We start from the raw sequence: 23,481 nt of genomic DNA on the forward strand, positions 1-23,481 counted from the left end.
GGTCAGCACCTTGAACCGCGTTCACCTGCACTGCTGTCTCCTTTTGCTTCACTGCTGACGGCGGTTGCGGGAGCGGGCCATGCGGTTCTGCTGCTGCTGACGCCGTGAGCCGGCACGGTTGCGGACCTCTTCGAGCGAGTTCCTGACGTCCTCGGCGGGGGCGGTGCCTCCTCCGTCCACCAGCGCCGCCAGGCGGGCGATGGTCAGGGACTCGTAGAGCTGGGCGACCGTCAGCGACGTGCCGAGCGACCGGTTGACGGTGGAGATGAGCTGAATGGCGACCAGGGAGCTCCCGCCGAGGTCGAAGAAGCTGTCGTCGACACCGACCTGCTCGATGCCCAGCAGGTCCTGCCACATCACGCAGAGACGGCGCTGGACCGTGCCGTGCGGGGCCGTATAGGCGCTGGACACCTCGGGGCGCGGGTGCACGGTCCGGGGCGCGTCCAGACCACTCAGCCTCTCGTCGGCCTCCTGGTCCTGCCCGCGCAGGGTGAAGGCGTTCTCGACCAGGTGGCGAGCGTCGACGGGCGTGACGATCAACTGGGGCTCGTACGAGCCCGACAGAGCGCGCTCCAGTGCCTCGATCGCGTCGGCGGGAGCCATGCCGCGCTCGGCCAGGTCCTTGCCCCGGGCCTGCGCCAGCCCGTTGCCCGGATCCGCCGCCACGGCCATGCCGACCTCCTGCCACGGACCCCAGTCCACGGTGAGCACGCGGGGCGAGACCCCCGTGCCCGAGGCACGGGAGCGGGCGTAGGCATCGAGGAAGCAGTTGGCCGCCACGTAGTCCACGAGCCCGAAGTCGCCCACGTTGGCGGAGTTGGAACCGAAGAGCACCATGAAGCCGGGCTTCACCGGGGCGAGAGCCCGTTCGAGGGCGAGCGTTCCCGCGACCTTCGGGGCCATGACGGCGGCGGCCTCCTCCAGGGGCTTGAGCTGCGCCAGCCCGCCGCCGACGACCCCGGCGGCGTGGAACACACCGTCGATCCGCCCCCAGGCGGTCATGACCTGGGACACCGCCGCCTCCGCCTGCGCGGGATCGCAGACGTCCGCCGCGATCACCCGGACCTCGGCGCCCCGTTCCCTGATCTCCCGCAGCTTCCGGAGGGTCCCGGCCGGAGCGGGCCCCCCGGGCCGTTCCGCCCCGTGCTCCGCCGGTACGGGAGTGCGCGCCAGCAGGGCCAGCTTGCGGCCCGGCCCGGACAGATGGGCCGCGAGCGCCAGTCCGAGGCCACCGGTGCCGCCCGTGATCAGGTAGACACCGTCCTCGCGCAGGGCCGAGGTCCCCTCCTCCGTGGGAGGCAGCGGGGCGGGCGCGAAGGTCTGGGACCAGCGGTGCGGCCCCCGGTGCGCCACCGCGGCGTGTGCCGGGGGTACGGCGAACTCGGCGACCAGCCGGGCGGCGTGCGCGTCGGGGGACGAGCCGTCCAGGACGATGTCGACGCTGCGACAGGCCAGGCCGGGGTCCTCCCGGGGGAGGACCCGGCAGGGCCCGAGCACGGTGGCCTTGAGCGGCATGAGCGGTTCGGACCCGATCACGTCGTGGATCCCGTTGCTCACCACCCACACGGAGCGCTCGGCCCCGTCGGCCAGGCCGTTGAGAGCCTGGGAGAGCAACAGCAGGCTGTTGAACCCCAGCCACAGCGACTCGGTGTCCTCCTGGAGCGCCTCCCGCGGTGCGGGGCCGTCGGTGACGCCCCAGCAGTGGGCGACGAACGCGGGTACGGAGCCGTCCTCGGCAAGGCCCCGGACCAGACGGCCGTAGTGCGACGCGTCGCGCGGGTCGATCGTGAACCCGCCACCGTCCCGCCGCTCCCACACCGGTCCCGCCGCCACCGTCGTGACCAGGGCACCGGCGGCCCGCAGACGGGCCGCCACCGCCTCGCCGACCCCGACGGCATCGGTGAACACCAGCCAGCGTTCGCCGGCCCGGTCGGGCCGCGCGGGCGGCAGGGCGGTGCGCTCCCACGAGGGGATCTGGAACCAGTCCCCGACATCGGGCCGTCGTCGCGCGGATCCGCGCTCCGCGGTGGGGCCCGGGCGCCGCTCCAGCCAGTACCGCTGCCGCTGGAACGGGTACGTGGGCAGGCCGACTCGGCGGCGCGGTTCGTGCCCGTGGACGCCGTCCCAGTCCGGCTCGCAGCCGTTCAGCCACAGCTGGCCGAGCGCGCGCTGCGCGGCCTCCACCGGGTGCCGCCCGTCCCGCCGGTGGGGCAGCGTGGCGGTGACCAGGCGGGCGGAGGACCCGGTGAGGACACGGCGTGCCAGGCTGCTGAGAGTGGTGCCGGGGCCGATCTCCAGGAACACCAGATCCGGATCGGCCGCCAGGGTGCCCACCCCGGCGGCGAACTCGACCGGGCTCAGGATCTGCCGGCCCCAGTACCCCGGGTCCTGTGCCTGCTCGGCGGTGATCCAGGTACCCGTCACGTTCGACACGAAGGGCACCGAGGGCTCCCGGCGGGGGACCGCCGCGACGGCCGCCGTGAACTCCTCGACCATCGGCGCCATCAGGGCCGAGTGGAAGGCGTGCGACGTCGCCACCGGATGCGTGGGGATCCCGAGGGCCGCGAGCCGCCCGGCGAAGGCCGCCACCTCGGCCTCCGAACCGGCCACCACGCAGTCCTTCGGGCCGTTGTGCGCGGCCAGCGAGAGGCCCTCCGACAGCAGGCCCAGGACGGAGTCGCGGTCCGCCACCACATTCAGCATGGAACCCCGCTGCCGGCGCTGCATCAGCGCTCCGCGGAGCACCACCAGCCGCAGCGCGTCCGGCAGGGTGAACACCCCCGCCAGGCAGGCCGCGACGAGTTCGCCGAGGCTGTGCCCGAGCAGCGCCGCGGGCTTCACGCCCCACGACTCCCACATGCGGGCGAGCGCGTACTCCAGGACGAACAGCGCGGGCTGCGCGGCTTCCGTCTGGTTCAGCGCGGCGGCCGCCTCCGCCGACTCCCGGTCACCGAGGAGGTGGTCGCGTACCGTCGTACCGGTCCCGCTCCCGGCCAGGGCCCCGGTACAGGCGTCCACGGCCTGGCGGAACACCGGCTCCTGCGCGTACAGCTCGGCCGCCATGCCCGGGTACTGGCCGCCCTGACCGCTCAGCAGGAACGCGACGCCCGGCCGGCCGCCCTCGTGGTGGCCGTCGACGACGCGTGCGGGATCTGCGGCCGCCAGGGCGTCCGCCACGGCCTGACCGTCCGGGCCCGTGACGATGCGGCGCACCGGAAAGACATGCCGTCCCACCGCCGCGGTGTAGGCGGCGTCCCGCAGGGGTGTCCCGCCGGTGCGGAGGGCTCCGGCCACCCGTTCACTCAGTTCGTCCAGCGCCTCCTTGCTGCGGGCGGAGAGCACCAGCAGCTGCGAGGAGCGGGCCGACTCCCCGGCGGCGGGAGCGGCCGGTGCCTCCTCCAGCACGACGTGGGCGTTGCTGCCGCCGAAGCCGAAGGCGCTCACCCCGGCCAGGCGGGGCCGCTGCGACCGGGGCCAGGGGGTGCGCTCGCGCTGGACGGCGAACGGGCCGGCCGCGAAGTCGATGGCGGGATTGGGGGAGTCGAAGTGCAGGGTCGGCGGCAGCGTCTCGTGCCACAGCGACAGCACGGTCTTCAGCAGCCCGGCGATGCCCGCCGCCGCGTCCAGATGACCGATGTTCGACTTGAGGGAGCCCAGGGCCACCGTGCCGGCCGGCACCCCCTCATACACCTGGGTCAGGGCGCGGATCTCGATCGGATCGCCCATGACCGTGCCCGTGCCGTGTGCCTCGACATAACCGATGGCCGACGCCGGGGTGCCCGCGTCACGGAGGGCGGCGCGGACGACCTCCGCCTGGCCGGTCACCGCCGGCGCCGTGAAACCGACCTTGACCGCGCCGTCGTTGTTCACGGCGGAACCCTTGATGACCGCGTACACGGTGTCGCCCGCCTCCAGCGCATCACTGAGGCGCTTGAGCGTGACCACCCCCGCCCCGCTGCCGAACAGCGTTCCCGCGGCCCGGGAGTCGAACGGCCGGCAGTGACCGTCGGGAGAGAGGAAGGACCCCTCCTGGTGCAGGTAGCCCTGGTTGTGTTCCGCGTTGATGAACACCCCGCCGGACAGGGCCATGTCGCATTCCCCCTCGCGCAGCGAACGGCAGGCGAGGTGGACGGCCACGAGCGACGTCGAACACGCGGAGCGCAACGAGACGCTGGGGCCGCGCAGATCGAGCTTGTACGAGACGCGGGAGGCCAGGAAGCCCAGTTCGTTGCCGAGGAGGACCTGCGTTCCGCCGGTGCTGTCGACGACCTCGGGGTTCGAGTAGATGTTGGCGAGGTAGTTGTTGGTGCCGGCTCCGCCGAACACGCCGACGCGTCCGTCCACCTGGGCGGGCGTGTAGCCGGAGTGCTCCAGGGCCTCCCAGGCGGTCTCCAGGAACACGCGGTGCTGCGGATCCATCGTCTCCGCCTCGCGCGCGGTGTAGCCGAAGAACCCCGCGTCGAACCCCGTGACGTCGTCGAGACAGGCACCGGCGGGCACGAAGTTCGGCTGGGCGATGGTCTCGCGCGACGCACCGGCCGCGATCAGCTGCTCCTCGGTGAAGAACGAGACGGACTCCACGCCGTCGCGGACGTTCGCCCAGAACTCGTCCAGATCGCGGGCACCGGGGAAGCGCCCGGCCATTCCGACGATCGCGATGTCACGGTCTGCGTGCTGCCCGAACTCGTGGTCTGCCACTGTTTCTCCGTCATCAGAACAAGACAAGAAGGGACCCGCCGTCGCCGCCGGGGCGGGAGGGATCAGGAGGGTTCGACCATCCGGCTGCGTCCGGTCAGGTTGAGGAGGACCGTCTGGTCCGGCCGGATCCGGCCCGCGGCCGCCTCGTCGCGCACCGCCGCGACGGTGGCCGCCGAGGCGTAGCAGACGTCGATCTCCTCGAGTTCCGCGAGCATGCGCCGCGCCTCGACGAGCTCCTCGCGGGAGGCCCGGACGATCGACCCCCCGGTCCGCGTGGCGATGGCGTGCAGGTACGGGTAGTAGGGCGAGCCGTCACCGAGGAGGATGGCCGTCGCCAGTCCCGACGGCTGGTCGATCACGTCGTCCGCGGTGAGCTCCGTCCGGCCCTCCGCCCACGCGTCGGCCGCCGGAGCGCAGGACTGCTCCTGAACCATGAGGAACCGCGGCATCCGGTCGAGTTCGCCGAGGGCCAGGTACTCGCGCATCCCCTTGTGTGCGGCGAGCATGCCCATACCGCTGCTCACGGCCTGCACCACGACGTCAGGGGTACGGTCCATCGCGTCCAGGGCCTCCAGGTAGGCCAGCTTGAGACCCTCGCGCCGGGCCCAGTTGAAGAACCCGGCGTCCAGGTGGAGCCCGCGCGCGGCGGCGAACCGGCGGGCCTCGGCGGACGCCGCCACATAGCTTCCCGCGACCACGGTCAGTGAGGTCCGTTCGTCCTGCGCCACGGCGTGGTTGCGGACGAAGTCCTCGCCGCAGAAGAAGTTCCCGCGCATCGCGGGATCCATCTGCACCGCCCGCGCGAGAGCGGTCGAGCTGTTCCCCGTGCTCGACGCGACGAATTCCTTGACCCCGAACTGACGCAGCACGGCCGGCACCAGCGCGGCGAGACGGTCCTTGGTGGTACGGGTCGGCTGCTGGGACTCGTCCTTGACCCACAGGTCCGGGACCCCGATGGCCGCGCCCAGCCGCGGCGCCGGCCGGCAGGGCGTCCGCCTGGTGACGCCGCTGTCGAGGAACTCCCGCGCCGTCAGCGGCAGGAGGTCGAAGTAGACCTGCTCCGGATCCGCGTGCTCGTACCGGGTCAGCCGGTCCAGCGTGTACCGGGGCTCCAACGCGCCCGAGCAGCTCGGACATCGGTACACGAGGGCGGGCGGGAACACGCTCTCGCAGAGCAGGCAGACCAGGTCGAACTTCTCGGCCGCTTCGACGTGCTTCGTGGCAACCATGGAGGTGCGGGGTCCCTTCGGAGGGGTGCAGCGGGGCACAAAGGAGGCAGGGAAACGAGAACGCCCCCCGGTCCTGGCCGGGAGGCGTTCTCGTGGAGGGAGCGGCTCAGCCTTCGCCGTTCCAGGAGCGCCACAGGGCGGCGTAGGGCCCGTTCGCGGCGGTGAGCTCGTCGTGCGTACCGAGCTCGACGATGCGGCCCGCCTCCATGACCGCGACGCGGTCGGCGTCATGGGCGGTCTGCAGGCGGTGTGCGATGGCGATGACGGTGCGGTCCGAGCGGACGGCGGCCATGGCCCGCTCGGCCTGACGGGCGGTCGTGGGATCCAGCAGGGCCGTCGCCTCGTCGAGGATCAGCGTGTGCGGATCCGCGAGCTGGACCCGGGCGAGCGTGAGCTGCTGCGCCTGGGAGGCTTCCAGCTCGACCCCGCCCGCGCCCAGTACGGTGTCGAGCCCGTCGGGGAGGTCCCGTACCCAGTCGGCCTCCATCATGGCGAGCGCCTCGAGGACGGCCTCGTCGTCGGCGTCCGGGGCCGCCATCGTCATGTTCTCCCGGAGGGTGCCGATGAACACGTGGTGTTCCTGAGTGATCAGGACGATACGGGTGCCCAGCTCGCCGGATGCGGCCAGATCGGCGACCTTCACACCGCCGACCAGCACGTCACCGGCGTCCGGCAGGTCCACCCCGGACAGCAGCCTGCCGAGGGTGGACTTGCCGGCTCCCGAGGGACCGACCACCGCCAGCCGCTCACCCGGTCGTACCTGCAGGCCGACATCGCTCAGCACGTCCCGAGCGCCCGTGTAGGAGTAACGCACACCGCTGACCGTGATGCGGTCGTCCTCAGGCTTCCGGACCTCGGACCGCGGCTGCTCCGCCACCAGGCCGACGCCCTTGATCCGGGCGAAGGACGCACCGCTGCGCTGGAGCTGCTCGACCCAGGCGAGCGCACGGTCGAGGGGGTCGACCAACTGCCACATGTACAGGCTGCCGGACACGACCGCGCCCAGGCTCAGCGTCCCGTTCAGGTAACTGAGGCCGCCCACCAGCAGGATGAGCGCCATGGGCAGCGAATGGGCGAACTCGGTGACGGGAAACAGCACGGTCCGCAGCCGCAGGGTGCGCACGCCCGCGGCGTACGTCGTGTCGACGGCCTGGTCGATCGCACCGTTCTGCCGGCGGCGCAGCCCGAACGCCTCGACGGTCCGGGCACCGTGGGCGGTGGAATTCAGGGCTTCGGCCACGCCGCCCGCGGCCGCTCCCTCGGCGAGGTAGGCGTCCCGCGCACGGGCGAGGTACCAGCGGCTGACCCACCACACCATCGGCAGGCCGACGAGCGAGCAGAGCCCCACGAGGGGGTCGAGGAGGAACACGGCCACGAAGATGAACAGCACCTGGACGCCGGCGATGAACACATCCGGCGCCGCGTTGCGCAGCGTGGCGGCCACCGTGCCGACGTCGAGCGAGGAGCGCGTCACCAGGTCGCCGGTGCTCACCCGGTCGACGACACGCGCCGGGAGCGCGAGCGCGCCGTCGATGACCTCCTCACGGAGCCGGGCGAGCGCGCGCTCGCCGAAACGGTGCGAGAAGTAGCGTGCGTAGCGGATCAGGACCAGCTGCGCCAGGGCGAAGGCGAGCACGGCGGCCGCCATCCCGTCCACCTGCGAGACGGTCATGTCCCCGGCCTCGATCCGGGTGACGATCCGGCCCAGCAGCCAGGGGCCGGCCAGTCCCGCGAGAGAGGCGAGGCAGGTCAGGACGAGAATGCCCGCCATGGACCGCCCGTCGTCCTTCAGGAGCCGCCAGCTGGCCCGGCGTACCGTCGCGGCATCGGCGACCGGGAGGGTCCTGGCCTCGTCGGTACGGCTCATCGGGAGTCTCCTTCTCGGGCGGGCGCCGTACTGGCCGCGGGGACGCCCTCGCTGTCACCGCGGAACACGAGCGCCGCGTATCCGGGCTGGGTGGCGAGCAGTTCGCCGTGACTGCCGGTGGCCGCCACCTTGCCGTCCACCAGGTGGACGACCTCGTCCGCATGTCCGAGCAGGAGTGGGGACGTACCGACGACGAGGGTGGTGCGCCCCTGGCGGAACGCGCCGACCCGGGTCGCGACCGTGGCCTCGGTGTGCGCGTCCAGGGCCGAGGTGGGCTCGACGAGTACCAGTACCTCGGGATCGGCGAGCAGCGCCCGCACGAGACGGAGCCGCTGGCGCTGTCCGCCCGAGACGTTGCGGCCCTGACTGTCCAGAGGGGAGTCGAGGCCGTCGGGCATCGACGCCACGACGTCCTGCGCCACGGCGGCGTGCAACGCCCGCTCGATCTCCTCGGGGGAGTGGTCGTCGTGAACGGACAGGGCGGTCCGCAGCGGTCCGCCGAAGAGGTAGGAGTCGTTGTCGGACACCAGGAGCCGGCGCCGCAGCGAGGCGAGCTCGATGTCGGACAGCCTCGTGCCGCCCCAGGTGGCGTCGGATTCCTGATAGCCCGCCAGCCGGTCGACCACGGCCCGCGCCTGGTCGGGCCGGGCGCTGACGAGGGCGGTCAGCCGCCCGGGCCGCAGGGTCAGCCCGGACGCCGGGTCGTGCAGTGGGGCGGGTCCGGTGGGCGCGGCCACCCGGGCGTCGTGCCGGTCGGAATCCGGCGCGAGCGCCAGGATGTCGACCACCCGCCGGGCGGACACGAGGCCGCGGGGCAGGTCGTCCGCACCCTCGATGAAGAAGGAGACCGGGACCAGGAGCGCCGCCACGTACCCGTACACGGCCACCAGTTCACCGACCGTGATCGAACCCTCGGCCGCCATGCGGGCGCCGAGCCATGTCACCAGTGCCAGGAAGAGGAGCGGCAGACAGGCGCCGAGCGCCTGGACCCAGCTCGTGAGCGCGGCCACCCGGTATCCCAACGGAACCAGGGCCTGCGAGCGTTCGCGGTAGCGCCGTGCGAAGAGCGGCTTGCCGCCCATGCCGTTCAGCACGCCGAGCCCGGTGACCATGTCACCGGCGAGGGCGGTCAGTACGCCCTGCTGTTCCCGGTAGTCGCCCTCGGCCCCGTGCAGCCGTTCCAGGAGGGGGCCGACGGTCACCGCGAGCAGCGGGACGCCGAGCAGGACGACGACCGCCAGCACGGCTGAGATGTTGAACAGGAGGACGGCGGTGGCGATGTAGGCGACCGCCGCGCCGACCCCCGGGCCCGTGATGGTCAGGGTCTGCGCGATCCGGCTGATGTCGCCGGCCTGCAGATGGGTCAGCTCGCCCGCCGAGACATGGCGCGGGAGGGTGGAGCCGAGTCGGGTGACATGCCGGGTGATGACCTGCACGGTCCGGTAGGCCGCGTCGACCCGTATGAAGGTCATGGTGCGGTGCCGCAGGATCCCGAGGACCGCGATGGCGGCTCCGGCCACGAGGACCGCCGCCACCCAGCCGGCCAGCGCGCCGGTGTCCCGGGCCCGCAGCCCCTCGTCGATCGTCCTGGACATGAGGTAGGGGGGCAGCATCAGGGCGCACATCCAGGTGCTGCCCCACAAAGAGCCGAGCAGGACCCGTTTGCGCTGCCGCACCGTCAGCCACCACAGGTAGCGCATCGGGCTGCGGTGATCGGGCTCCCCGGGATCGCTGTAGGGAACCCGGTGCGCACCACCGGGCAGGTCTGGTCCGTCGGTCATCGCGGTCGTCCTTGGGTTGGTTCGGATCGGCCGATACCGCTGTGTCGGCACGGGCCGCGGGAGCGAGTCTGTCCGGGAGTGACGGTCCGGTCCCGCTGCGGCGGGGACGGAGACCGGCAGGTGCCGGCAACAGGCGGCAGGGGACATGAAGACGTCACCGCCGGCCCCGTCGTCCCTCGCGATGAGGACGACGGGGCCGGCGGTGACGGAGGAGGGGCGCGGGCGATGCCCGGCGGAAGGAGGCCGGCCCGACAGGGCGGATCACGCACGGCCCCGGAACGCTGGAGAGCGGTCTGACGGAGCCGAGTTCCTGCGCTGCGCACAATGCGCCAGCTTGCGATCCATATTCTTAGTGCGACCCGAGCTTGTCAACGCCTGATTTGCGGTGAGCGGCCGAAGGGTGCTGCGCGGGCGCCTGCGGCTCAGTGGGCGCCGGGGGCCCCGGTCGGGGCGGGAGCGACCACGTCGCCCCGCTCGAGCCCGCTCCCGTCGGGCGCCTCCGCAGGGTCGTGTCCGGTCAGGGACACCCGGTTGCGCTCGTCGACGAAGACGACCCGCGGCTTGAGCCCACGGGCCTCCTCGTCGGGCACCTGGGCGTAGGCGATGATGATGACGAGGTCTCCCGGGCTGATGAGCCGGGCGGCGGCCCCGTTGATGCCGACTATCCCGGAGTCCCGGGGTCCTTCTATGACATAAGTGGACAGGCGGGCGCCGTTGTTGATGTCGACGATGTCGACTTTTTCGCCCGGCAGCAGATCGGCCTCCTCCATCAGATCGGCGCTGATGGTCAGGGACCCCACGTAGTGGAGGTCGGCCTGGGTGACGGTCGCCCGGTGGATCTTGGACTTCATCATGGTGCGGTACATGCTGGTCAACCCTCGAATCGTGACTGGGATGAACGGGCCGTCGCGCTCGACGGCGACGGCGTGGAAGACGCGGCGGGCCCGCACGGGAAGTCGCGGGACGGGCCGCTGGGCGCAAGGGTGCGCCTCTGGCCAGGTGGAGTCCTGCCCGCGGATTCCCGGGCCGGCGTGCGGCTCGGGACCGGTGTTCGGCAAAGGGCAGGAAGACGCAGTGGGCGGCGGTCCGGCCCACGGGAGCCGACTATAACCGGCGGTGTGAAGGTGCCCGGCCGCCCGGCCGCGGCCGCCCGATCGGCGACGGGCCCCCTTGACAGGGCCGCGGGCGGCCTAAGAATATGCACGTCAAAGTGGCCCAGCTGTGCCGCCGTTCGGTGGCGCGCGGTGCGGCCGACGGCCCGCGCAGCCTCGCGCCTGCGCGCCGATGCGCTCCCTCGTGCCGCGATCGCGGCCGTCCCCGCCTCCCGGACTCGCCGATTCCGGCGGGGATCCTCACAGGTGCCGGAAACTCTCCGAAGATCAGAAAGTACCTCTGTGTCCAAGTTGTCTCTTGTCTGCGTCCCCTTCGCGGGTGCCGGTGCCTCCTACTACCGCTCGTGGCGGGCTCACGCGGCTCCCGACATCGAGCTCGTGCCCGTACAACTCCCGGGCCGGGAGCGCCTGATCGAGCAGGAGCCGGTACGGAGCATCAGCGAGGCGGTGGCCACCGTCCTGCCCCAGCTGCTGTCGAGCGTCGAGGGAACCCGGGTGGCGCTCTTCGGGCACAGCAGCGGAGGCGTCCTGGCCCTGGCACTGGCCCAGGAGCTCGCGACGCGCACCGATGTCGAGGTGGCCCGGCTCTTCGTCAGCGGAGCGCCTGGGCCGGGCCTGCGCCGGGCCCGGCGCGCGACGGGCCTGCCGGACGAGGCGTTCATCGAGCGCGTCGAGGAGTTCGCGGGCTACCGCCATCCGGCTCTGGGCAACCCCGAGATGCGGGAGCTGATCCTGCCCGCGCTCCGCGCCGATGTGGAGATGTACGAGGGATACGCCCACGATCCGGCCGTCGGCCTCCCCGTGCCGATCACGTCGCTGCGCGGCCGGGACGACGACAACGTGACCCTCGACGAGGCACAGGACTGGCGGAACGCCACCAGCCGCGGCTTCGAGTTCGTGGAAATGGAGGGCGGCCACATGTACCTCAACCAGGCGGCACCCGAGGTACTCCGCATCGTCCGTCAGTCCACCGCGCTCACGGCCTGACCCCGGCCCGTCGACCCGACGGCGCCTGACGGACGAGAACCCGGTCCAGGCGCCGTTTCCTGCGCGCTCGGAAGAGCCCCACCTGGCTTGGGGCGGACCGGTACCGGAGATCAGGCCGCGACGAGTTCCTGCTCGCGGTCCGGTGCCTTCGCCCTGGGCTTCCTGTTCGGCAGCGAGAGCCGGAAGACCTTGTGCCACGCGGAGAACACCTGCTTGGGCAGCGGCCCGGTGACGTACTCCAGCTCGTACTTCTCGAACAGTGCGCGGACCTTCACCGCGACCTCGGCGTACCGGTTGCTCGGCAGGTCCGGGAACAGGTGGTGCTCGATCTGGTGCGACAGGTTGCCGGTCATGAAGTGCATGGCCTTGCTGCCGCTGATGTTCGCCGAGCCCATCATCTGGCGCAGGTACCACTGGCCGCGGGTCTCGCCCTTGATCGACCGGCGCTCGAAGACCTGCACGCCCTCGGGGAAGTGCCCGCACATGATCACCGAGTGGGTCCAGATGTTGCGGACCAGGTTCGCGGTGAACGTGGCGGCGAGCGTGTGGAGGAACGACGGGCCCGACAGCAGCGGGTGGATCACGTAGTCCTTGAGCACCTGCTTGCGGATCTTGCGGCCGACGGCCCTGGCCCGCGCGCGGAACTCGGGGTTGTTGCGGCGGCGCTTGTGCAGGTTCTTGCCGAGCTCCAGGTCGTACGCCGCGATGCCGTACTCGAAGAAGCAGGCGTTGATGAAGTTCCACAGCGGCTGGCCGAGGTGGAACGGGTGCCACTTCTGGTCCTCGTCGACGCGCATGATGCCGTAGCCGAGGTCGTTGTCCTTGCCGATCACGTTGGTGTACGTGTGGTGCAGCTCGTTGTGCGAGTGCTTCCACTGGTCGGACGGCGAGACGTGATCCCACTCCCAGGTGGTGGAGTGGATCTTCGGGTCCCGCATCCAGTCCCACTGTCCGTGCAGGATGTTGTGGCCGATCTCCATGTTGTCCATGATCTTCGCCACGGACAGTACGGCGGTGCCGATCAGCCACGCGGGCGGGAAGATCGAGAACAGCAGTACGCCCCTGCTGACCAGCTCCAGCTTGCGCTGCGCGGAGATGACCTTGCGGATGTAGGCGGCGTCCTTCTCCCCCCGGCTGGCGATCACCTCGTCACGGATCGCGTCGAGCTCGCGGCCGAGCTCCTCGATCTGCTCCGCGGTCAGGTGCGCGGTGGGGTCGATGGCGGTCAAGGTGCTCCTACCGTTCGATGTCGCAGGGGCCCGCCGCGGCGGACACACAGGTCTGGATGAGGACGCCCGGCTCGGCCTCGGTGATCTCGCCGGTGCGCAGGTCGCGGACGGAGCCCGCCTTGAGCGGCGTGACGCAGCCGAAGCAGATGCCCATGCGGCACCCGGACGGCATGAGCACGCCGGCCTCCTCGCCGACGTCCAGCAACGGCGTGGCGCCGTCCGCGTCGACGGTCTTGCCGGTGGTGCTGAACGTGACCTCGCCGCCGTCACCGGCGACGACGATGCCGGCGCGGAAGCGTTCGGTGTGCAGGCGCTCCGGCACGCCGTGTGCGCTCCAGAACTCCTCGGCGGCGTCGAGCAGGCCCGCGGGCCCGCAGGCCCAGGTCTCGCGCTCGGCCCAGTCGGGTACCAGTGCGTCGAGACGGGTGACGTCGAGTTTGCCGTCCGTGTCGGTGTGCACCTCGGTGAGCCGCAGCTTCCTGTCCGCGACCATGCCGTGCAGTTCGTCGCGGAAGATCACGTCCTGCGGCCGTGGCGCGCAGTGGACCATGACGACGTCGTCGAACTCGGTGTCACGCAGCATGCCCATCACCGGCGTGATGCCGCTGCCGGCCGTCAGGTAGAGCACCTTGGCGGGCTTGGTCTGCGGCAGTACGAAGTCACCGGTCGCCTGGTCGAGCTGGACCAGCGTGCCCGGCTTCGCCCGGCGGACCAGATGGTTGCTGACCTTGCCGTCCGGGATCGCCTTCACGGTGATCGTGACGCGGCCGTCCCGGCGGTCGGTCGGCGAGGTGAGGGAGTAGGCGCGCCACAGGCGCCTCCCGTCGACGTCGACCCCGATCCGCACGTACTGACCGGCCGTGTGACCGCGCCAGCCCCGTCCCGGCCTGATCACGATGGTTGCGGCGTCACCCGTCTCGGGGTGCACGGCCTCGATGCGCCCCCGCAGGTCGGCGCCCGCACGTAGCGGGCTGACCAGGTCGAGGTAGTCCGACGGCAGCAGCGGCGTCGTGACCATCTCCAGCAGTTTCCACGCCCCACTGCGGAGGGCTGCACTCGTCATGAGCTCAGCTTGGTCTGCCTCAGGGCGTAAAGTCCTGACCGTAGGACGTGAATCTGGACAGCTGATTTGTTCGCAGGGAATAAAACATGAGCAACCCCATCCGGAGGGTCACCGAACTCGCACTCGATGAGACGACGGTCACCGCACTCCGGGCCGCGCTGAGGACCACCGCCGACGAGGTGGTCCAGGCGATCATCGACGAGGTCCCGCCGTACGCCAACGCCCTGTCGGGCCGCATGGGCGTCACCATCCGGCGAGCCGTCCGCACCGCCCTGGGGCACTACCTGGACCTCGCGAGCGGGCACGCCACGGGCGGCGATGCCGGTGACGCGGCCTACGAACTCGGGCGCGGCGAGGTGCGCGACGGCCGCTCGATGGACGCCCTGCTCGGCGCCTACCGCGTCGGCGCCCGCGTGGCCTGGCGATGCCTGGCCGCGGGTGCCGTACCCGCGGGTCTGCCCGCCGCCGAGGTCGCCAGGTTCGCCGAGCTGACCTTCGCCTACATCGACGAGCTCTCCGCCGCGAGCGCCGCGGGCCACGCCGACGAACTGGCCGCCCGGGGCCGGGAGCATGAACGCCACCTGGAACACCTGGCCCGCGACCTCCTCGCCGGCGCGAGCCCGGACGTGCTGCTGGCCTCCGTCCAACGGGCCGGGTGGCAGCCGCCGGCCTCGCTGACCGCGGTCCTGCTGCCCGCCGCCCATGCCCGGCCCGCCTACCGCGTGCTCGACCCGGGCACCCTCGTCCTCGACGATCTGCCGGACGCCTCCGGTGTGCTGCTCGTCCCCGATGCCGACCGGCCGCACCTCCTGCGGCAGCTGGCCGGCCGCGCCGCCGTGGTCGGTCCGGCCCGGCCGTGGACGCGTGCGTCCGCCTCGTACGAACGAGCCGCACGCGCCCGCTCCCTCTCCTCCGACATCCGCGACACCGAGGACCACCTGCCCGAGCTGGTGCTGAGCGCCGACGTGGACGCGTTCGCGGACCTGCGCGCCCGAGCCCTCGCACCCTTGCTGACCCTGCCCGCAGCGACCGCACGGCGGCTGGAGGAGACGTTGCGGGCGTGGCTGCTGCACCAGGGCAGGCGGGAGGAGGTGGCGGCGGCGCTGTTCGTCCACCCCCAGACCGTCCGGTACCGGATGTCGCAGGTGCGGGAACTGTTCCCGGATCTCGCATCGCCCCACCGGGTCCTCGAACTGACGCTGGCGGTCGGTCTGCCCGACGGGCACTAGCCCCGTCAGGCGCCGCTCCTCGCGCTCCTAGAAGAGGCCGACCTGCTGGGGGGAGTAGCTGACCAGGAGGTTCTTCGTCTGCTGGTAGTGCTCCAGCATCATCTTGTGGGTCTCGCGGCCGATGCCCGACTGCTTGTAGCCGCCGAAGGCCGCGTGCGCCGGGTAGGCGTGGTAGCAGTTCGTCCAGACGCGGCCCGCCTGGATCGCCCGGCCCGCGCGGTAGGCCGTGTTGATGTCGCGGGTCCAGACGCCCGCGCCCAGGCCGTACGCCGTGTCGTTCGCGATGCGGATCGCGTCGTCGAAGTCCTCGAAGGAGGTCACCGACACCACCGGGCCGAAGATCTCCTCCTGGAAGATCCGCATGCGGTTGTCGCCCTCGAAGACCGTCGGCTGGAGGTAGAAGCCGCCCGCCAGTTCGCCGCCCAGGTCCTGGCGCCGGCCGCCCGTGAGGATCTTCGCGCCCTCCTGCCGGCCGATCTCCACGTACGAGAGGATCTTGCGCAGCTGCTCCTCCGACGCCTGCGCCCCGATCATCGTCTCCGTGTCCAGCGGGTGCCCCGGCGCGATCCGTTCCGTACGAGCCACCGCCGCGTCCAGGAAGTCCCCGTACCGGCCGCGTTCGATGAGGGCGCGAGAGGGGCTGGTGCAGACCTCGCCCTGGTTGAGGGCGAACATCGTGAAGCCCTCCAACGCCTTGTCGCGCAGGGCGTCGTCCGCGGTCCAGATGTCGTCGAAGAACAGGTTCGGGCTCTTGCCGCCCAGCTCCAGCGTCACCGGCTTGAGGTGCTCCGCCGCGTACCGCATGATCAGCCGGCCGGTCGAGGTCTCCCCGGTGAAGGCGATCTTCGCCACCCGGGGGCTGGACGCGAGCGGCTTGCCGGCCTCCTCGCCGAAGCCGTTGACGATGTTGACCACCCCCGGCGGCAGCAGGTCCGCGACCAGGCTCAGCCAGTGGTGCACCGAGGCGGGCGTCTGCTCGGCGGGCTTGAGGACCACCGTGTTCCCGGCCGCCAGCGCCGGCGCCAGCTTCCACACCGCCATCAGGATCGGGAAGTTCCACGGGATGATCTGCCCGACCACGCCCAGCGGTTCGTGGAAGTGGTAGGCCACCGTGTCCTCGTCGAGCTGGCTGAGCGCCCCCTCCTGGGCGCGCAGGGCGCCCGCGAAGTAGCGGAACTGGTCGATCGCGAGCGGGATGTCGGCCGCCAGCGTCTCGCGCACCGGCTTGCCGTTCTCCCAGGTCTCCGCAACCGCGAGGGATTCCAGGTGCTGTTCCATCCGGTCGGCGATCCTCAGCAGGACGGCGGAACGCTCGGCCGCCGGCGTACGCCCCCACGCGCGCGCGGCGGCGTGCGCCGCGTCCAGCGCGCGCTCCACGTCCTCGGCCGTGCCGCGCGCCACCTCGGTGAACACCCGCCCGTCGACGGGGGAGGGGTTCGCGAAGTACCGGCCGCGGACCGGCCCGACGTACTCGCCGCCGATGAAGTGGTCGTAGCGGGACGCGTACGACATCACGGAGCCTTCGGTTCCGGGCGCGGCGTAGCGTGTCATGAGTCCTCCGGTCGCCGGGCGCCGGCCGCCGTCGGACAGCGCTCGGGAGGAGGCTAGGAGCCGGTGGGTTGCGGCGAGGTTGCGTGCCCGGCACCCAGTTCCTCGTCCAGGGCGCGTACGCGGGCCAGCGCGGCCGGCCGTCCGCCCGGCGGCAGCGCCGCGGCCAGCGCCCGCCACACCTCCAGGTCGTCCGCGCCCCGCGGCCCGCAGACCCAGTCGGCCAGCAGCCCCGGATCGGCGCGGGCGATCACGGCGGCCCGCGCCTGGTCCTCGATGCGGCGGCGCAGCCGGACGATCCCCGGCGCCGTGGAGGCGGGCAGCAGCGGCCCCGGATAGCGGTCCAGCGCGGCCGGCACGGCACCCGCGGCGAGGTGCCGGGTCACGGCGGTGAAGTCCGCCTCCAGCGGGGCGGCCGTCCGGTACGGGCGGGAGAGCAGGGCCCCCGCGCCCAGCAGCCCGCGCAGCCGCGCCAGCTCCGCCCGCAGGGTGACGGGGCGGACCGACTGGTCCTCGTACAGGGCGAGCGACAGCTCCTCGCCGGACAGCCCCTCGGGGTGCTGCGCGAGCAGCGCCATGATCTCGCTGTGCCGCCGCCCGAGCGGGATCCGCCGGCCCCCGCGGGTCAGCAGGGCGGTGTCGCGGCCCAGGGCGGTCAGGGTGTCCGGGGCGCCGGCCGGAGCCGGGTCGAGCAGGGCGAGCTGGGCCTCCGCCGCGCGGGCCACCGCCTGGACGAACGCCAGCGAGTGCGGGTGGGCCAGCCCCTCGCCGCCCGTGATGTCCACCGCGCCGAGCACCCGGCCGGTCCGGGGATCGCGGACCGGCGCCGCCGCGCAGGTCCAGGGGTGGACCCGCCGGCTGAAGTGCTCCGCCCCGAAGATCTGCACCGGCTCCCCGAGGGCGACCGCCGTCCCGGGGGCGTTGGTGCCCATGGCCGACTCCGACCAGCGTGCGCCGGGCACGAAGCCGAGGGCGTCGGCGCGCCGCAGGGTGCCCGGCTCGCCCTCCACCCACAGCAGGCTGCCGCGCGCGTCGCACACCGCCAGCAGGTGGGAGCCGTGCGCGGCGAAGGCCCCGACGAGATCCCGGAACAGCGGCAGCACCCGCGCCAGCGGATGGTCCTGCCGGTAGGCGCGCAGATCCGCCTCCGCCAGGTCCACGCCGGGCGCGCACTCCGGGCTGAGCCGGGCCCGCGCGCACCGCCGCCAGGACTTCGCGACGACCGCCCGCACCGGGGGCTCCATCCGCCCGTCCCGCGTGAACACGGCGTGCGCCCGGCGCAGTTCCCGCGTGCGTGCGGCCGGATCGGCCCCGCCGGGCAGCGCCACCGACGGATCACCCATGCCGTCCTCCCCGAGGTGCCGTGGTCCCGGAGCCCCCCCATCGTGGCCGCGCCACGGGTCCCCGGCAAGCGGTACGACGACGGGCGCGGCGGCGGGAACGCGGGCGGGGGGCGGAGCGTTGAGGGGGTAAGGGTCGACGGCAGGAGGAGGTGTCCGCGGATGTCCACCAGCGGAAAGGTCGCGGTTGCCGGGGTCGTGGCAGCCATCGTGCTGTTCTGGACGGTCGGGTTCTGGGCGGGGCTTCTGGTCCTCATAGGCGTGCCGGCCGCGGCATACCTCCTGCTGGATTCCTCCCAGCGCCGACGGGTGCGGGGGCTGTCCAGGAAGCAGCTCGGCCGCTGAGCCCGTGCCTGGCCCGCGGGCCCGGTGCGCGCGTGTCCGGGCCCCGCACCGCGGTGGGTGCGGAGCCCGGCAGGCGTTGATGCCGGCCGGGCCTGGGCGTGCGGGGTGAGAGCGGGTTCCCTCCGGGCGCCCGGATCAGCGGGATCAGGCCGCGCCGGCGACCTCGGGGAGTTCGGCTTCGAGGAGCATCTGCGAGGCGTGGTCCACGAGGTGGCGGAGCATGGGCTGGTAGCCCGCGTCCCCGCCCAGCTCGTCCAGGATCCGGTACGCCTCGGCGCGGAAGCCGTCGATCTCCGCGCGGTACGCGTCCAGCGCGGCGGGCGTCCGCATCAGGCTCGCCAGCTCGGCCCTGGCCTGCGGCGAGCGGCCCGCGGCGGAGTGCAGGTCCATGATGCGCGCCCGGGAGAGCGGGGCGGCGTCCTCGACGACGGAGGCGAGGAGATAGGTCACGGTGCCGTTGAGCAGGTCCTCGTCCCGCCCGGACAGGATGTCCTCCTGGTCGTTGAACAGCTGCCAGAGGATCCCGAAGACATAGCCGAACTCACGCCACAGCTCCACCCGCTCGTCCGTGGCCCCCGAGAAGATGGCCGCCATGGCCGTAATCATTCCGAAGGGCGCACCGGATTTGCCGCGGTAGGTTTCGACCAGCGATTTCCGGGACGCGCCGGTGATGTCGCCGCGCATGTCGTCCAGCTGGCCGTCGACCCCGATGATCCAGCCGTTCAGGAACTCGTTGATCAGCGCACGGCGGGCCGGCTCCGGCAGGTCCTGCGACAGGATGATCCGGATCGGCAGCGCGTTCCCGGTGATGACGGAGGCGAGCAGCGCCTCGTCCTCGGTGAGCTCCCCGGCGATGGACCGGTCGTCGGCGTCGGCCAGGTCGTCGAGGTAGCAGGCGGAGGTCCACCAGAGCAGGTGCAGGGCGGACAGCGGCACGGCAGGGCGGGGATCGCCCGTCTCTATCGCATGGGTGAGCAAGGGCAGTACTGACAGGGGATGTCTCAGTTTCCGGTGCTCCAGGAGCTTGGCCACCGAGAGGCGGGTCGTGGCCGCCAGCGGCCCGAGGCGGTCCAGCGCCGTTTCGATCTCGGCGTCGATGTCCTGAGCGACCTCGCCGTGCAGGTCCAGGTACGACATTGAATTCAAGAGTGGCCTCCATGAGGAATGAGCCGGGGCGGGGTGCGCACCTTTGAGCCGCGTGACTGGCCGATTCGATCATTCCGGAGGAGGGGGATCCAGAGCGATTTTCAGCCGATGTGACCGAATCTCCTGTGTCAAAGACGCCCACTACCGGTCATAACCGATATGCGGACGCCCCTGCGCCGCTCAGTAGTGATCACATGCAGGTCATGCGCCGAACCCGCCCGATCGGCCGCACCCGCCGCTCACACCGGCCGGACCGCGACCCCGTCCAGCGCCGCCAGCAGCTCCGGCAACTCCGGCAGACCGGCTGGCCCCGCCACCCCGCCCCGCGGCACCGCCAGCACCTCGCCCGGCTCCTCGTCCAGCAGCACGAAGGCCGCCTCGCCGGTGCGGGCCACCAGCGACCACCCCGGCCCGTCCACCCGCAGCGTCCGCGCCCCCTCACCCGCGAACGAGGACCGCACCCGCCCCGGTGGCGGCGCGGTACGCGTGTACTCCGCCGCCTCCTCCAGGGCGCGGGCCAGCCCCGGGTGCGCCGCGGCCGCCGCCCCGCCGTCCGTGGCCACCCGCTCCCGCCAGTCCGCCCACTCCCGGGCGATCTGGTCGGCACCGAGCCGCCGCTGCACCGGACCCCACGCCTCCGCCGACGGCGGCGCCAGCGGCACCCGCCCCGTACCGTCCGCGCCCTGCTCCGGATCGTGCGGCTCCGGAATGCCCGGCGCGGCCACCGACAGCTCCACCGGCCAGCCCGCCAGCGAGACCACGATGGTCCGCTCGTCGGGGGAGAGGTCGTACTCCATGCCGCAGTCCCAGGACGCGATGGCCGCGGCCACGAGCGAGACGTCGTCCACGACGACCGTCCAGCGCGCGCCCTCCTCGTCCTGCCCCAGCACCAGCCCGTACCCCTCGGCCGTGGGCGCCACGCCCAGCAGGCCGCACGCCTCCGGGAAGTCGTCGCCCAGGAAGCCGGGGAACTGGGCGGGGGTCAGCAGTACGGCGGTCAGCACGAACAGCGAGCCGCCACCCTCGTCGTCGGACACCCGGACCTCCCGCTCGCTCTCTCGTCGGCGCACCTTAACTACTCGGTAACCCGCCCGTCGAGAGCCCGCGGGCCACGATTTCCAAGGCCGCTACCTGCACGTAGAGTTGGGAACCCGCCACAGAAAGGTAGACCCGGTGCAGCGTTACGACCGGCTCAGGGAGATCCTGCGGCTCGACCCCGACCAGGACTTCCTCGCCATCTACCGGCTCACCGCCACCTACGAGTTCCCCTGGGACTTCACCCGCGCCCTGGAGCTCGCCCTCTTCCGGACGTACGCCGTCCCGAGCATCGGCAGGCTGCTGGCCGAAACCGCCGAGTTCACCGACCGGGCGCAGAAGCGCTACGACGACACCGCGCTGCTCCTCGACGCGGTCGTCGAGCACGGCTTCGACAGCGACACCGCGCGCACCGCCATCCGCCGCGTCAACCAGATGCACCGCAGCTACGACATCTCCGACGACGACATGCGCTACGTCCTGTGCACCTTCGTGGTGATCCCGTCGCGCTGGCTCGACGCCTACGGCTGGCGCCCGATGACCCACCACGAGCGCCGGGCCTCCGCCAACTACTACGCCACCCTCGGCCGCCATATGGGCATCACGGACATCCCGGACTCCTACGAGGAGTTCGAAGCCACCCTCGACGCCTACGAGGAGGCCCACTTCGGCTGGGACGAGGGCGGCCGGAAGGTCGCCGACTCCACCCTCGACCTGATGGCTTCCTGGTACCCGGCGCCCCTCGCGCCCGCCGTGCGCCGCGGCGGCATCGCCCTCCTCGACGACCCGCTGATCGACGCCTTCCGCTACGAGACCCCGAACCCCGGGATCCGGAAGCTGGTGCAGGGCGCCCTGCGGCTGCGGGGCCGCGCGGTGCGGCTGCTGCCTCCGCGCCGGGAGCCGCACTACGCCCGCCAGAACCCGGAGATCAAGGGCTATCGCGGTGGCTACGACGTGGGTGAGCTCGGCACCTTTCCCGTGCCCGGCTCGCGCGGCTGCCCCGTCCCGCATCCGCGCCGGCCCGCCGGAGCCGAGGCACAGCCTCCGGCCTGATCCCGGGGGCGTCCGCAGGCGCGGGGTGAGGGGCCGACGTACGACTGTCTGTCAGTCAGTTTGTCTGTCTGTGTGGGTGCAGGGGGCTCGGGCTCAGGGGCGGCGCGTGGCCAGGACCAGGAAGCGGTGGTCCTGGTCGGCGTACGAGATCATCTCCCAGCCCGAAGAGCCCAGGAGCGGGCCGATGTTGTGCTCGGCCCGCAGGTCCTCCGGGGTCAGCTCGCGGCCGTGGCGCGCGGCCAGGGCGGCCCGCCCGATCGGGTGGAAGAGCGCGAGCCGGCCGCCGGGCCGGACCACCCGGGCCAGCTCGCGCAGGTTCGCGCCCGGCTCCGGCAGGTGGGCGATCAGCCCGGCGGCGAACACCGCGTCCAGGGCGGCATCGCGCAGCGGCAGCCGGGCCACGTCGGCGAGCAGAAGGGCGCCCTCGGCCGCCCGGCCGGCCCGTTGCGCGGCGGCCAGCATCTGCGGGGTGAGGTCCACGCCGAGCACGGTGCCCTCCGGGCCGACGGCGGACCGGAGCGCGGGCAGCGCCCGCCCGGTCCCGCAGCCGGCGTCGAGCACCCGGTCCCCGGGACGCAGACCGCTTTCGGCCACGGCGGCCGCGAAGGCGGGGCCGTCCTCGGCGAATTTCCGGTCCCAGTCGGCGGCGCGCGCCCCGAAGAACTCCTGCACCTGGGTCCGGTCGTGTGTCCGGTCTTCGCTCATGGGGCCATGATCCCGCAAGGTTGCGGGTGTGGCTGTCCGCGCACTGTGCGCAAGGAGACGCGTGGGGTGATCGAAGGTGGACGCCGCCCTGTCATATTCCGGCACTTCCAGCTGCTTTCGAAATGCGCCCCCTGTTCGCGCCCTCACCCGGACTAGCGTCCCGTGGCCATGGGACACCTGGGACATCTGGACCACGCCGCATTCGGCTGGCTGACCCCCGTGCTGTCATATGTGATGGCATCGCTCGGCGCCGCCCTCGGGCTGCGCTGCACCGTCCGCGCGCTCGCCACGACGGGAAGCTCCCGCCGCAACTGGCTCCTCGCCGCCGCCTCCGCCATCGGGACCGGCATCTGGACCATGCACTTCGTCGCGATGCTCGGCTTCGAGGTCACCGGCACCGAGATCCACTACGACGTGCCGCTCACGATCCTCAGCCTGCTCGTGGCGATGCTGGTCGTCGGCGCCGGGGTCTTCGCCGTCGGCCACGGCCGCTCCCTCGTCCTCGGCGGCCTCACCACCGGACTCGGCGTCGCCAGCATGCACTACCTCGGCATGGCGGCCCTGCGGCTGCACGGCCAGATCTCCTACGACCCCTTTACCGTCGGCCTCTCCGTCACCATCGCGGTGGTCGCGGCGACGGCCGCCCTGTGGGCCGCGCTCAACATCAGGTCGCCGCCGGCGGTGGCGGCCGCCTCGCTTGTCATGGGCGCGGCGGTCAGCAGCATGCACTACACGGGGATGACGGCCGTCAGCGTGCGGGTCAGCCCCTCGGACGCGGCACTGCCCGGAGCCACGGCCATGCAGTTCATCTTCCCGCTGGCGGTGGTCCTGGGCTCGTACCTCTTCATCACCGCGGCGTTCGTGGCCCTCTCCCCGTCGGCAGGCGGGGGCGGGGGTGGGGGCGGGGCTTCCGCTCCAGCTACGGGGCCGGTCTCCGCCCGACGCCTGAGCGATCCGCCCACCGCCCCGGCGCACTGACCGCCGCCTCCCCACCGCAGGATCCGCCCGCCGCACGACTGCCCGTAGGCACCGCCCCGGAACGAGGAACACATGCGCATACCCCGCAGAAGACCCAAGGCAAAGGCCCCGGGGCAGGCCACACCGGCGGACGGCA

The 23,481-nt window shown here is 72.4% G+C and carries 17 protein-coding genes; 5 read left to right on the forward strand and 12 right to left on the reverse strand.

Translation table 11 applies throughout. The features are described 5' to 3' along the window. Positions 1-48 precede the first annotated feature (48 nt). The 5 genes from ABZ873_RS00625 to panD all read right to left on the reverse strand — a co-directional run bounded on the left by ABZ873_RS00625 (position 49) and on the right by panD (position 10,441). Entirely contained in the window at positions 49-4,698 is a 4,650-nt protein-coding gene (locus ABZ873_RS00625) for an SDR family NAD(P)-dependent oxidoreductase (protein WP_360863429.1), read from the reverse strand. A gap of 62 nt (positions 4,699-4,760) precedes the next feature. After that, a complete protein-coding gene (locus tag ABZ873_RS00630; protein ID WP_360863431.1) occupies positions 4,761-5,927 on the reverse strand; it encodes a pyridoxal-phosphate dependent enzyme in 1,167 nt (388 codons plus the stop codon). A gap of 106 nt (positions 5,928-6,033) precedes the next feature. Further along, the gene (locus ABZ873_RS00635) at positions 6,034-7,794 is read right to left on the reverse strand and encodes an ABC transporter ATP-binding protein (RefSeq protein ID WP_360863433.1); all 1,761 of its coding nucleotides are present in this window, start codon (positions 7,792-7,794) and stop codon (positions 6,034-6,036) included. Continuing rightward, positions 7,791-9,575, reverse strand: coding sequence for an ABC transporter ATP-binding protein (locus tag ABZ873_RS00640; RefSeq protein ID WP_360863435.1), 1,785 nt, complete (start codon positions 9,573-9,575; stop codon positions 7,791-7,793). Before ABZ873_RS00640 ends, ABZ873_RS00635 begins: the two co-directional genes overlap by 4 nt. Positions 9,576-9,997: 422 nt before the next feature. Beyond that, positions 9,998-10,441: an aspartate 1-decarboxylase gene (panD, locus tag ABZ873_RS00645; RefSeq protein WP_360863619.1), complete on the reverse strand. Its 444-nt coding sequence runs from the start codon at positions 10,439-10,441 to the stop codon at positions 9,998-10,000. A 528-nt stretch (positions 10,442-10,969) separates the two neighbouring features. On the opposite strand from panD, the gene ABZ873_RS00650 reads away from it, so the two are divergent. Then, a complete protein-coding gene (locus ABZ873_RS00650) occupies positions 10,970-11,674 on the forward strand; it encodes an alpha/beta fold hydrolase (protein ID WP_360863437.1) in 705 nt (234 codons plus the stop codon). 110 nt (positions 11,675-11,784) lie between these two features. On the opposite strand, the gene ABZ873_RS00655 is transcribed toward ABZ873_RS00650, so the two are convergent. Beyond that, the gene (locus tag ABZ873_RS00655; RefSeq protein WP_360863438.1) at positions 11,785-12,903 is read right to left on the reverse strand and encodes an acyl-CoA desaturase; all 1,119 of its coding nucleotides are present in this window, start codon (positions 12,901-12,903) and stop codon (positions 11,785-11,787) included. 7 nt (positions 12,904-12,910) lie between these two features. Next, positions 12,911-13,966: a ferredoxin reductase gene (locus tag ABZ873_RS00660; protein WP_360863440.1), complete on the reverse strand. Its 1,056-nt coding sequence runs from the start codon at positions 13,964-13,966 to the stop codon at positions 12,911-12,913. Positions 13,967-14,052: 86 nt separating this feature from the next. Here ABZ873_RS00660 and ABZ873_RS00665 point away from each other — a divergent pair, with 86 nt between their 5' ends. Continuing rightward, positions 14,053-15,195: a helix-turn-helix domain-containing protein gene (locus ABZ873_RS00665; protein WP_360863441.1), complete on the forward strand. Its 1,143-nt coding sequence runs from the start codon at positions 14,053-14,055 to the stop codon at positions 15,193-15,195. 27 nt (positions 15,196-15,222) lie between these two features. On the opposite strand, the gene ABZ873_RS00670 is transcribed toward ABZ873_RS00665, so the two are convergent. Both ABZ873_RS00670 and ABZ873_RS00675 read right to left on the reverse strand, forming a co-directional pair. After that, complete coding sequence (locus ABZ873_RS00670; protein ID WP_360863443.1) at positions 15,223-16,746, reverse strand: aldehyde dehydrogenase family protein; 1,524 nt, start codon at positions 16,744-16,746, stop codon at positions 15,223-15,225. Between the two features lie 53 nt (positions 16,747-16,799). Then, entirely contained in the window at positions 16,800-18,086 is a 1,287-nt protein-coding gene (locus tag ABZ873_RS00675) for a GAF domain-containing protein (protein ID WP_360863445.1), read from the reverse strand. A 159-nt stretch (positions 18,087-18,245) separates the two neighbouring features. On the opposite strand from ABZ873_RS00675, the gene ABZ873_RS00680 reads away from it, so the two are divergent. After that, entirely contained in the window at positions 18,246-18,428 is a 183-nt protein-coding gene (locus ABZ873_RS00680; RefSeq protein WP_360863446.1) for a hypothetical protein, read from the forward strand. A gap of 144 nt (positions 18,429-18,572) precedes the next feature. Here the strand turns inward: ABZ873_RS00680 and ABZ873_RS00685 are convergent, their stop codons facing one another. Continuing rightward, positions 18,573-19,565 carry a polyprenyl synthetase family protein gene (locus ABZ873_RS00685; RefSeq protein ID WP_360863621.1) on the reverse strand — a complete coding sequence of 331 codons (993 nt, stop codon included), beginning with the start codon at positions 19,563-19,565 and terminating at the stop codon, positions 18,573-18,575. Between the two features lie 248 nt (positions 19,566-19,813). Then, entirely contained in the window at positions 19,814-20,611 is a 798-nt protein-coding gene (locus ABZ873_RS00690) for a hypothetical protein (RefSeq protein ID WP_360863448.1), read from the reverse strand. A 136-nt stretch (positions 20,612-20,747) separates the two neighbouring features. Between ABZ873_RS00690 and ABZ873_RS00695 the strand changes: the two genes are divergently transcribed. Then, positions 20,748-21,662 carry an oxygenase MpaB family protein gene (locus ABZ873_RS00695; RefSeq protein WP_360863450.1) on the forward strand — a complete coding sequence of 305 codons (915 nt, stop codon included), beginning with the start codon at positions 20,748-20,750 and terminating at the stop codon, positions 21,660-21,662. Between the two features lie 93 nt (positions 21,663-21,755). On the opposite strand, the gene ABZ873_RS00700 is transcribed toward ABZ873_RS00695, so the two are convergent. Then, positions 21,756-22,367 carry a methyltransferase domain-containing protein gene (locus tag ABZ873_RS00700; RefSeq protein ID WP_360863451.1) on the reverse strand — a complete coding sequence of 204 codons (612 nt, stop codon included), beginning with the start codon at positions 22,365-22,367 and terminating at the stop codon, positions 21,756-21,758. A 177-nt stretch (positions 22,368-22,544) separates the two neighbouring features. On the opposite strand from ABZ873_RS00700, the gene ABZ873_RS00705 reads away from it, so the two are divergent. Next, positions 22,545-23,345 (forward strand): MHYT domain-containing protein, encoded by an 801-nt coding sequence (locus ABZ873_RS00705; protein ID WP_360863623.1) that lies wholly within the window; start codon positions 22,545-22,547, stop codon positions 23,343-23,345. The last annotated feature ends 136 nt before the right edge of the window (positions 23,346-23,481 follow it).

The sequence above is a fragment of the Streptomyces sp. NPDC047014 genome (assembly GCF_040644195.1).
GTDB lineage: Bacteria > Actinomycetota > Actinomycetes > Streptomycetales > Streptomycetaceae > Streptomyces.

Excerpts from the sequence above, each read along its gene's own strand:
- ABZ873_RS00630 (WP_360863431.1), bottom strand. The coding sequence starts at position 5,927 with ATGGTTGCCACGAAGCACGTCGAAGCGGCCGAGAAGTTCGACCTGGTC.
- ABZ873_RS00635 (WP_360863433.1), bottom strand. The coding sequence starts at position 7,794 with ATGAGCCGTACCGACGAGGCCAGGACCCTCCCGGTCGCCGATGCCGCG.
- ABZ873_RS00640 (WP_360863435.1), bottom strand. The coding sequence starts at position 9,575 with ATGACCGACGGACCAGACCTGCCCGGTGGTGCGCACCGGGTTCCCTAC.
- panD (WP_360863619.1), bottom strand. The coding sequence starts at position 10,441 with ATGTACCGCACCATGATGAAGTCCAAGATCCACCGGGCGACCGTCACC.
- ABZ873_RS00660 (WP_360863440.1), bottom strand. The coding sequence starts at position 13,966 with ATGACGAGTGCAGCCCTCCGCAGTGGGGCGTGGAAACTGCTGGAGATG.
- ABZ873_RS00665 (WP_360863441.1), top strand. The coding sequence starts at position 14,053 with ATGAGCAACCCCATCCGGAGGGTCACCGAACTCGCACTCGATGAGACG.
- ABZ873_RS00670 (WP_360863443.1), bottom strand. The coding sequence starts at position 16,746 with ATGACACGCTACGCCGCGCCCGGAACCGAAGGCTCCGTGATGTCGTAC.
- ABZ873_RS00675 (WP_360863445.1), bottom strand. The coding sequence starts at position 18,086 with ATGGGTGATCCGTCGGTGGCGCTGCCCGGCGGGGCCGATCCGGCCGCA.
- ABZ873_RS00680 (WP_360863446.1), top strand. The coding sequence starts at position 18,246 with ATGTCCACCAGCGGAAAGGTCGCGGTTGCCGGGGTCGTGGCAGCCATC.
- ABZ873_RS00685 (WP_360863621.1), bottom strand. The coding sequence starts at position 19,565 with ATGTCGTACCTGGACCTGCACGGCGAGGTCGCTCAGGACATCGACGCC.
- ABZ873_RS00700 (WP_360863451.1), bottom strand. The coding sequence starts at position 22,367 with ATGAGCGAAGACCGGACACACGACCGGACCCAGGTGCAGGAGTTCTTC.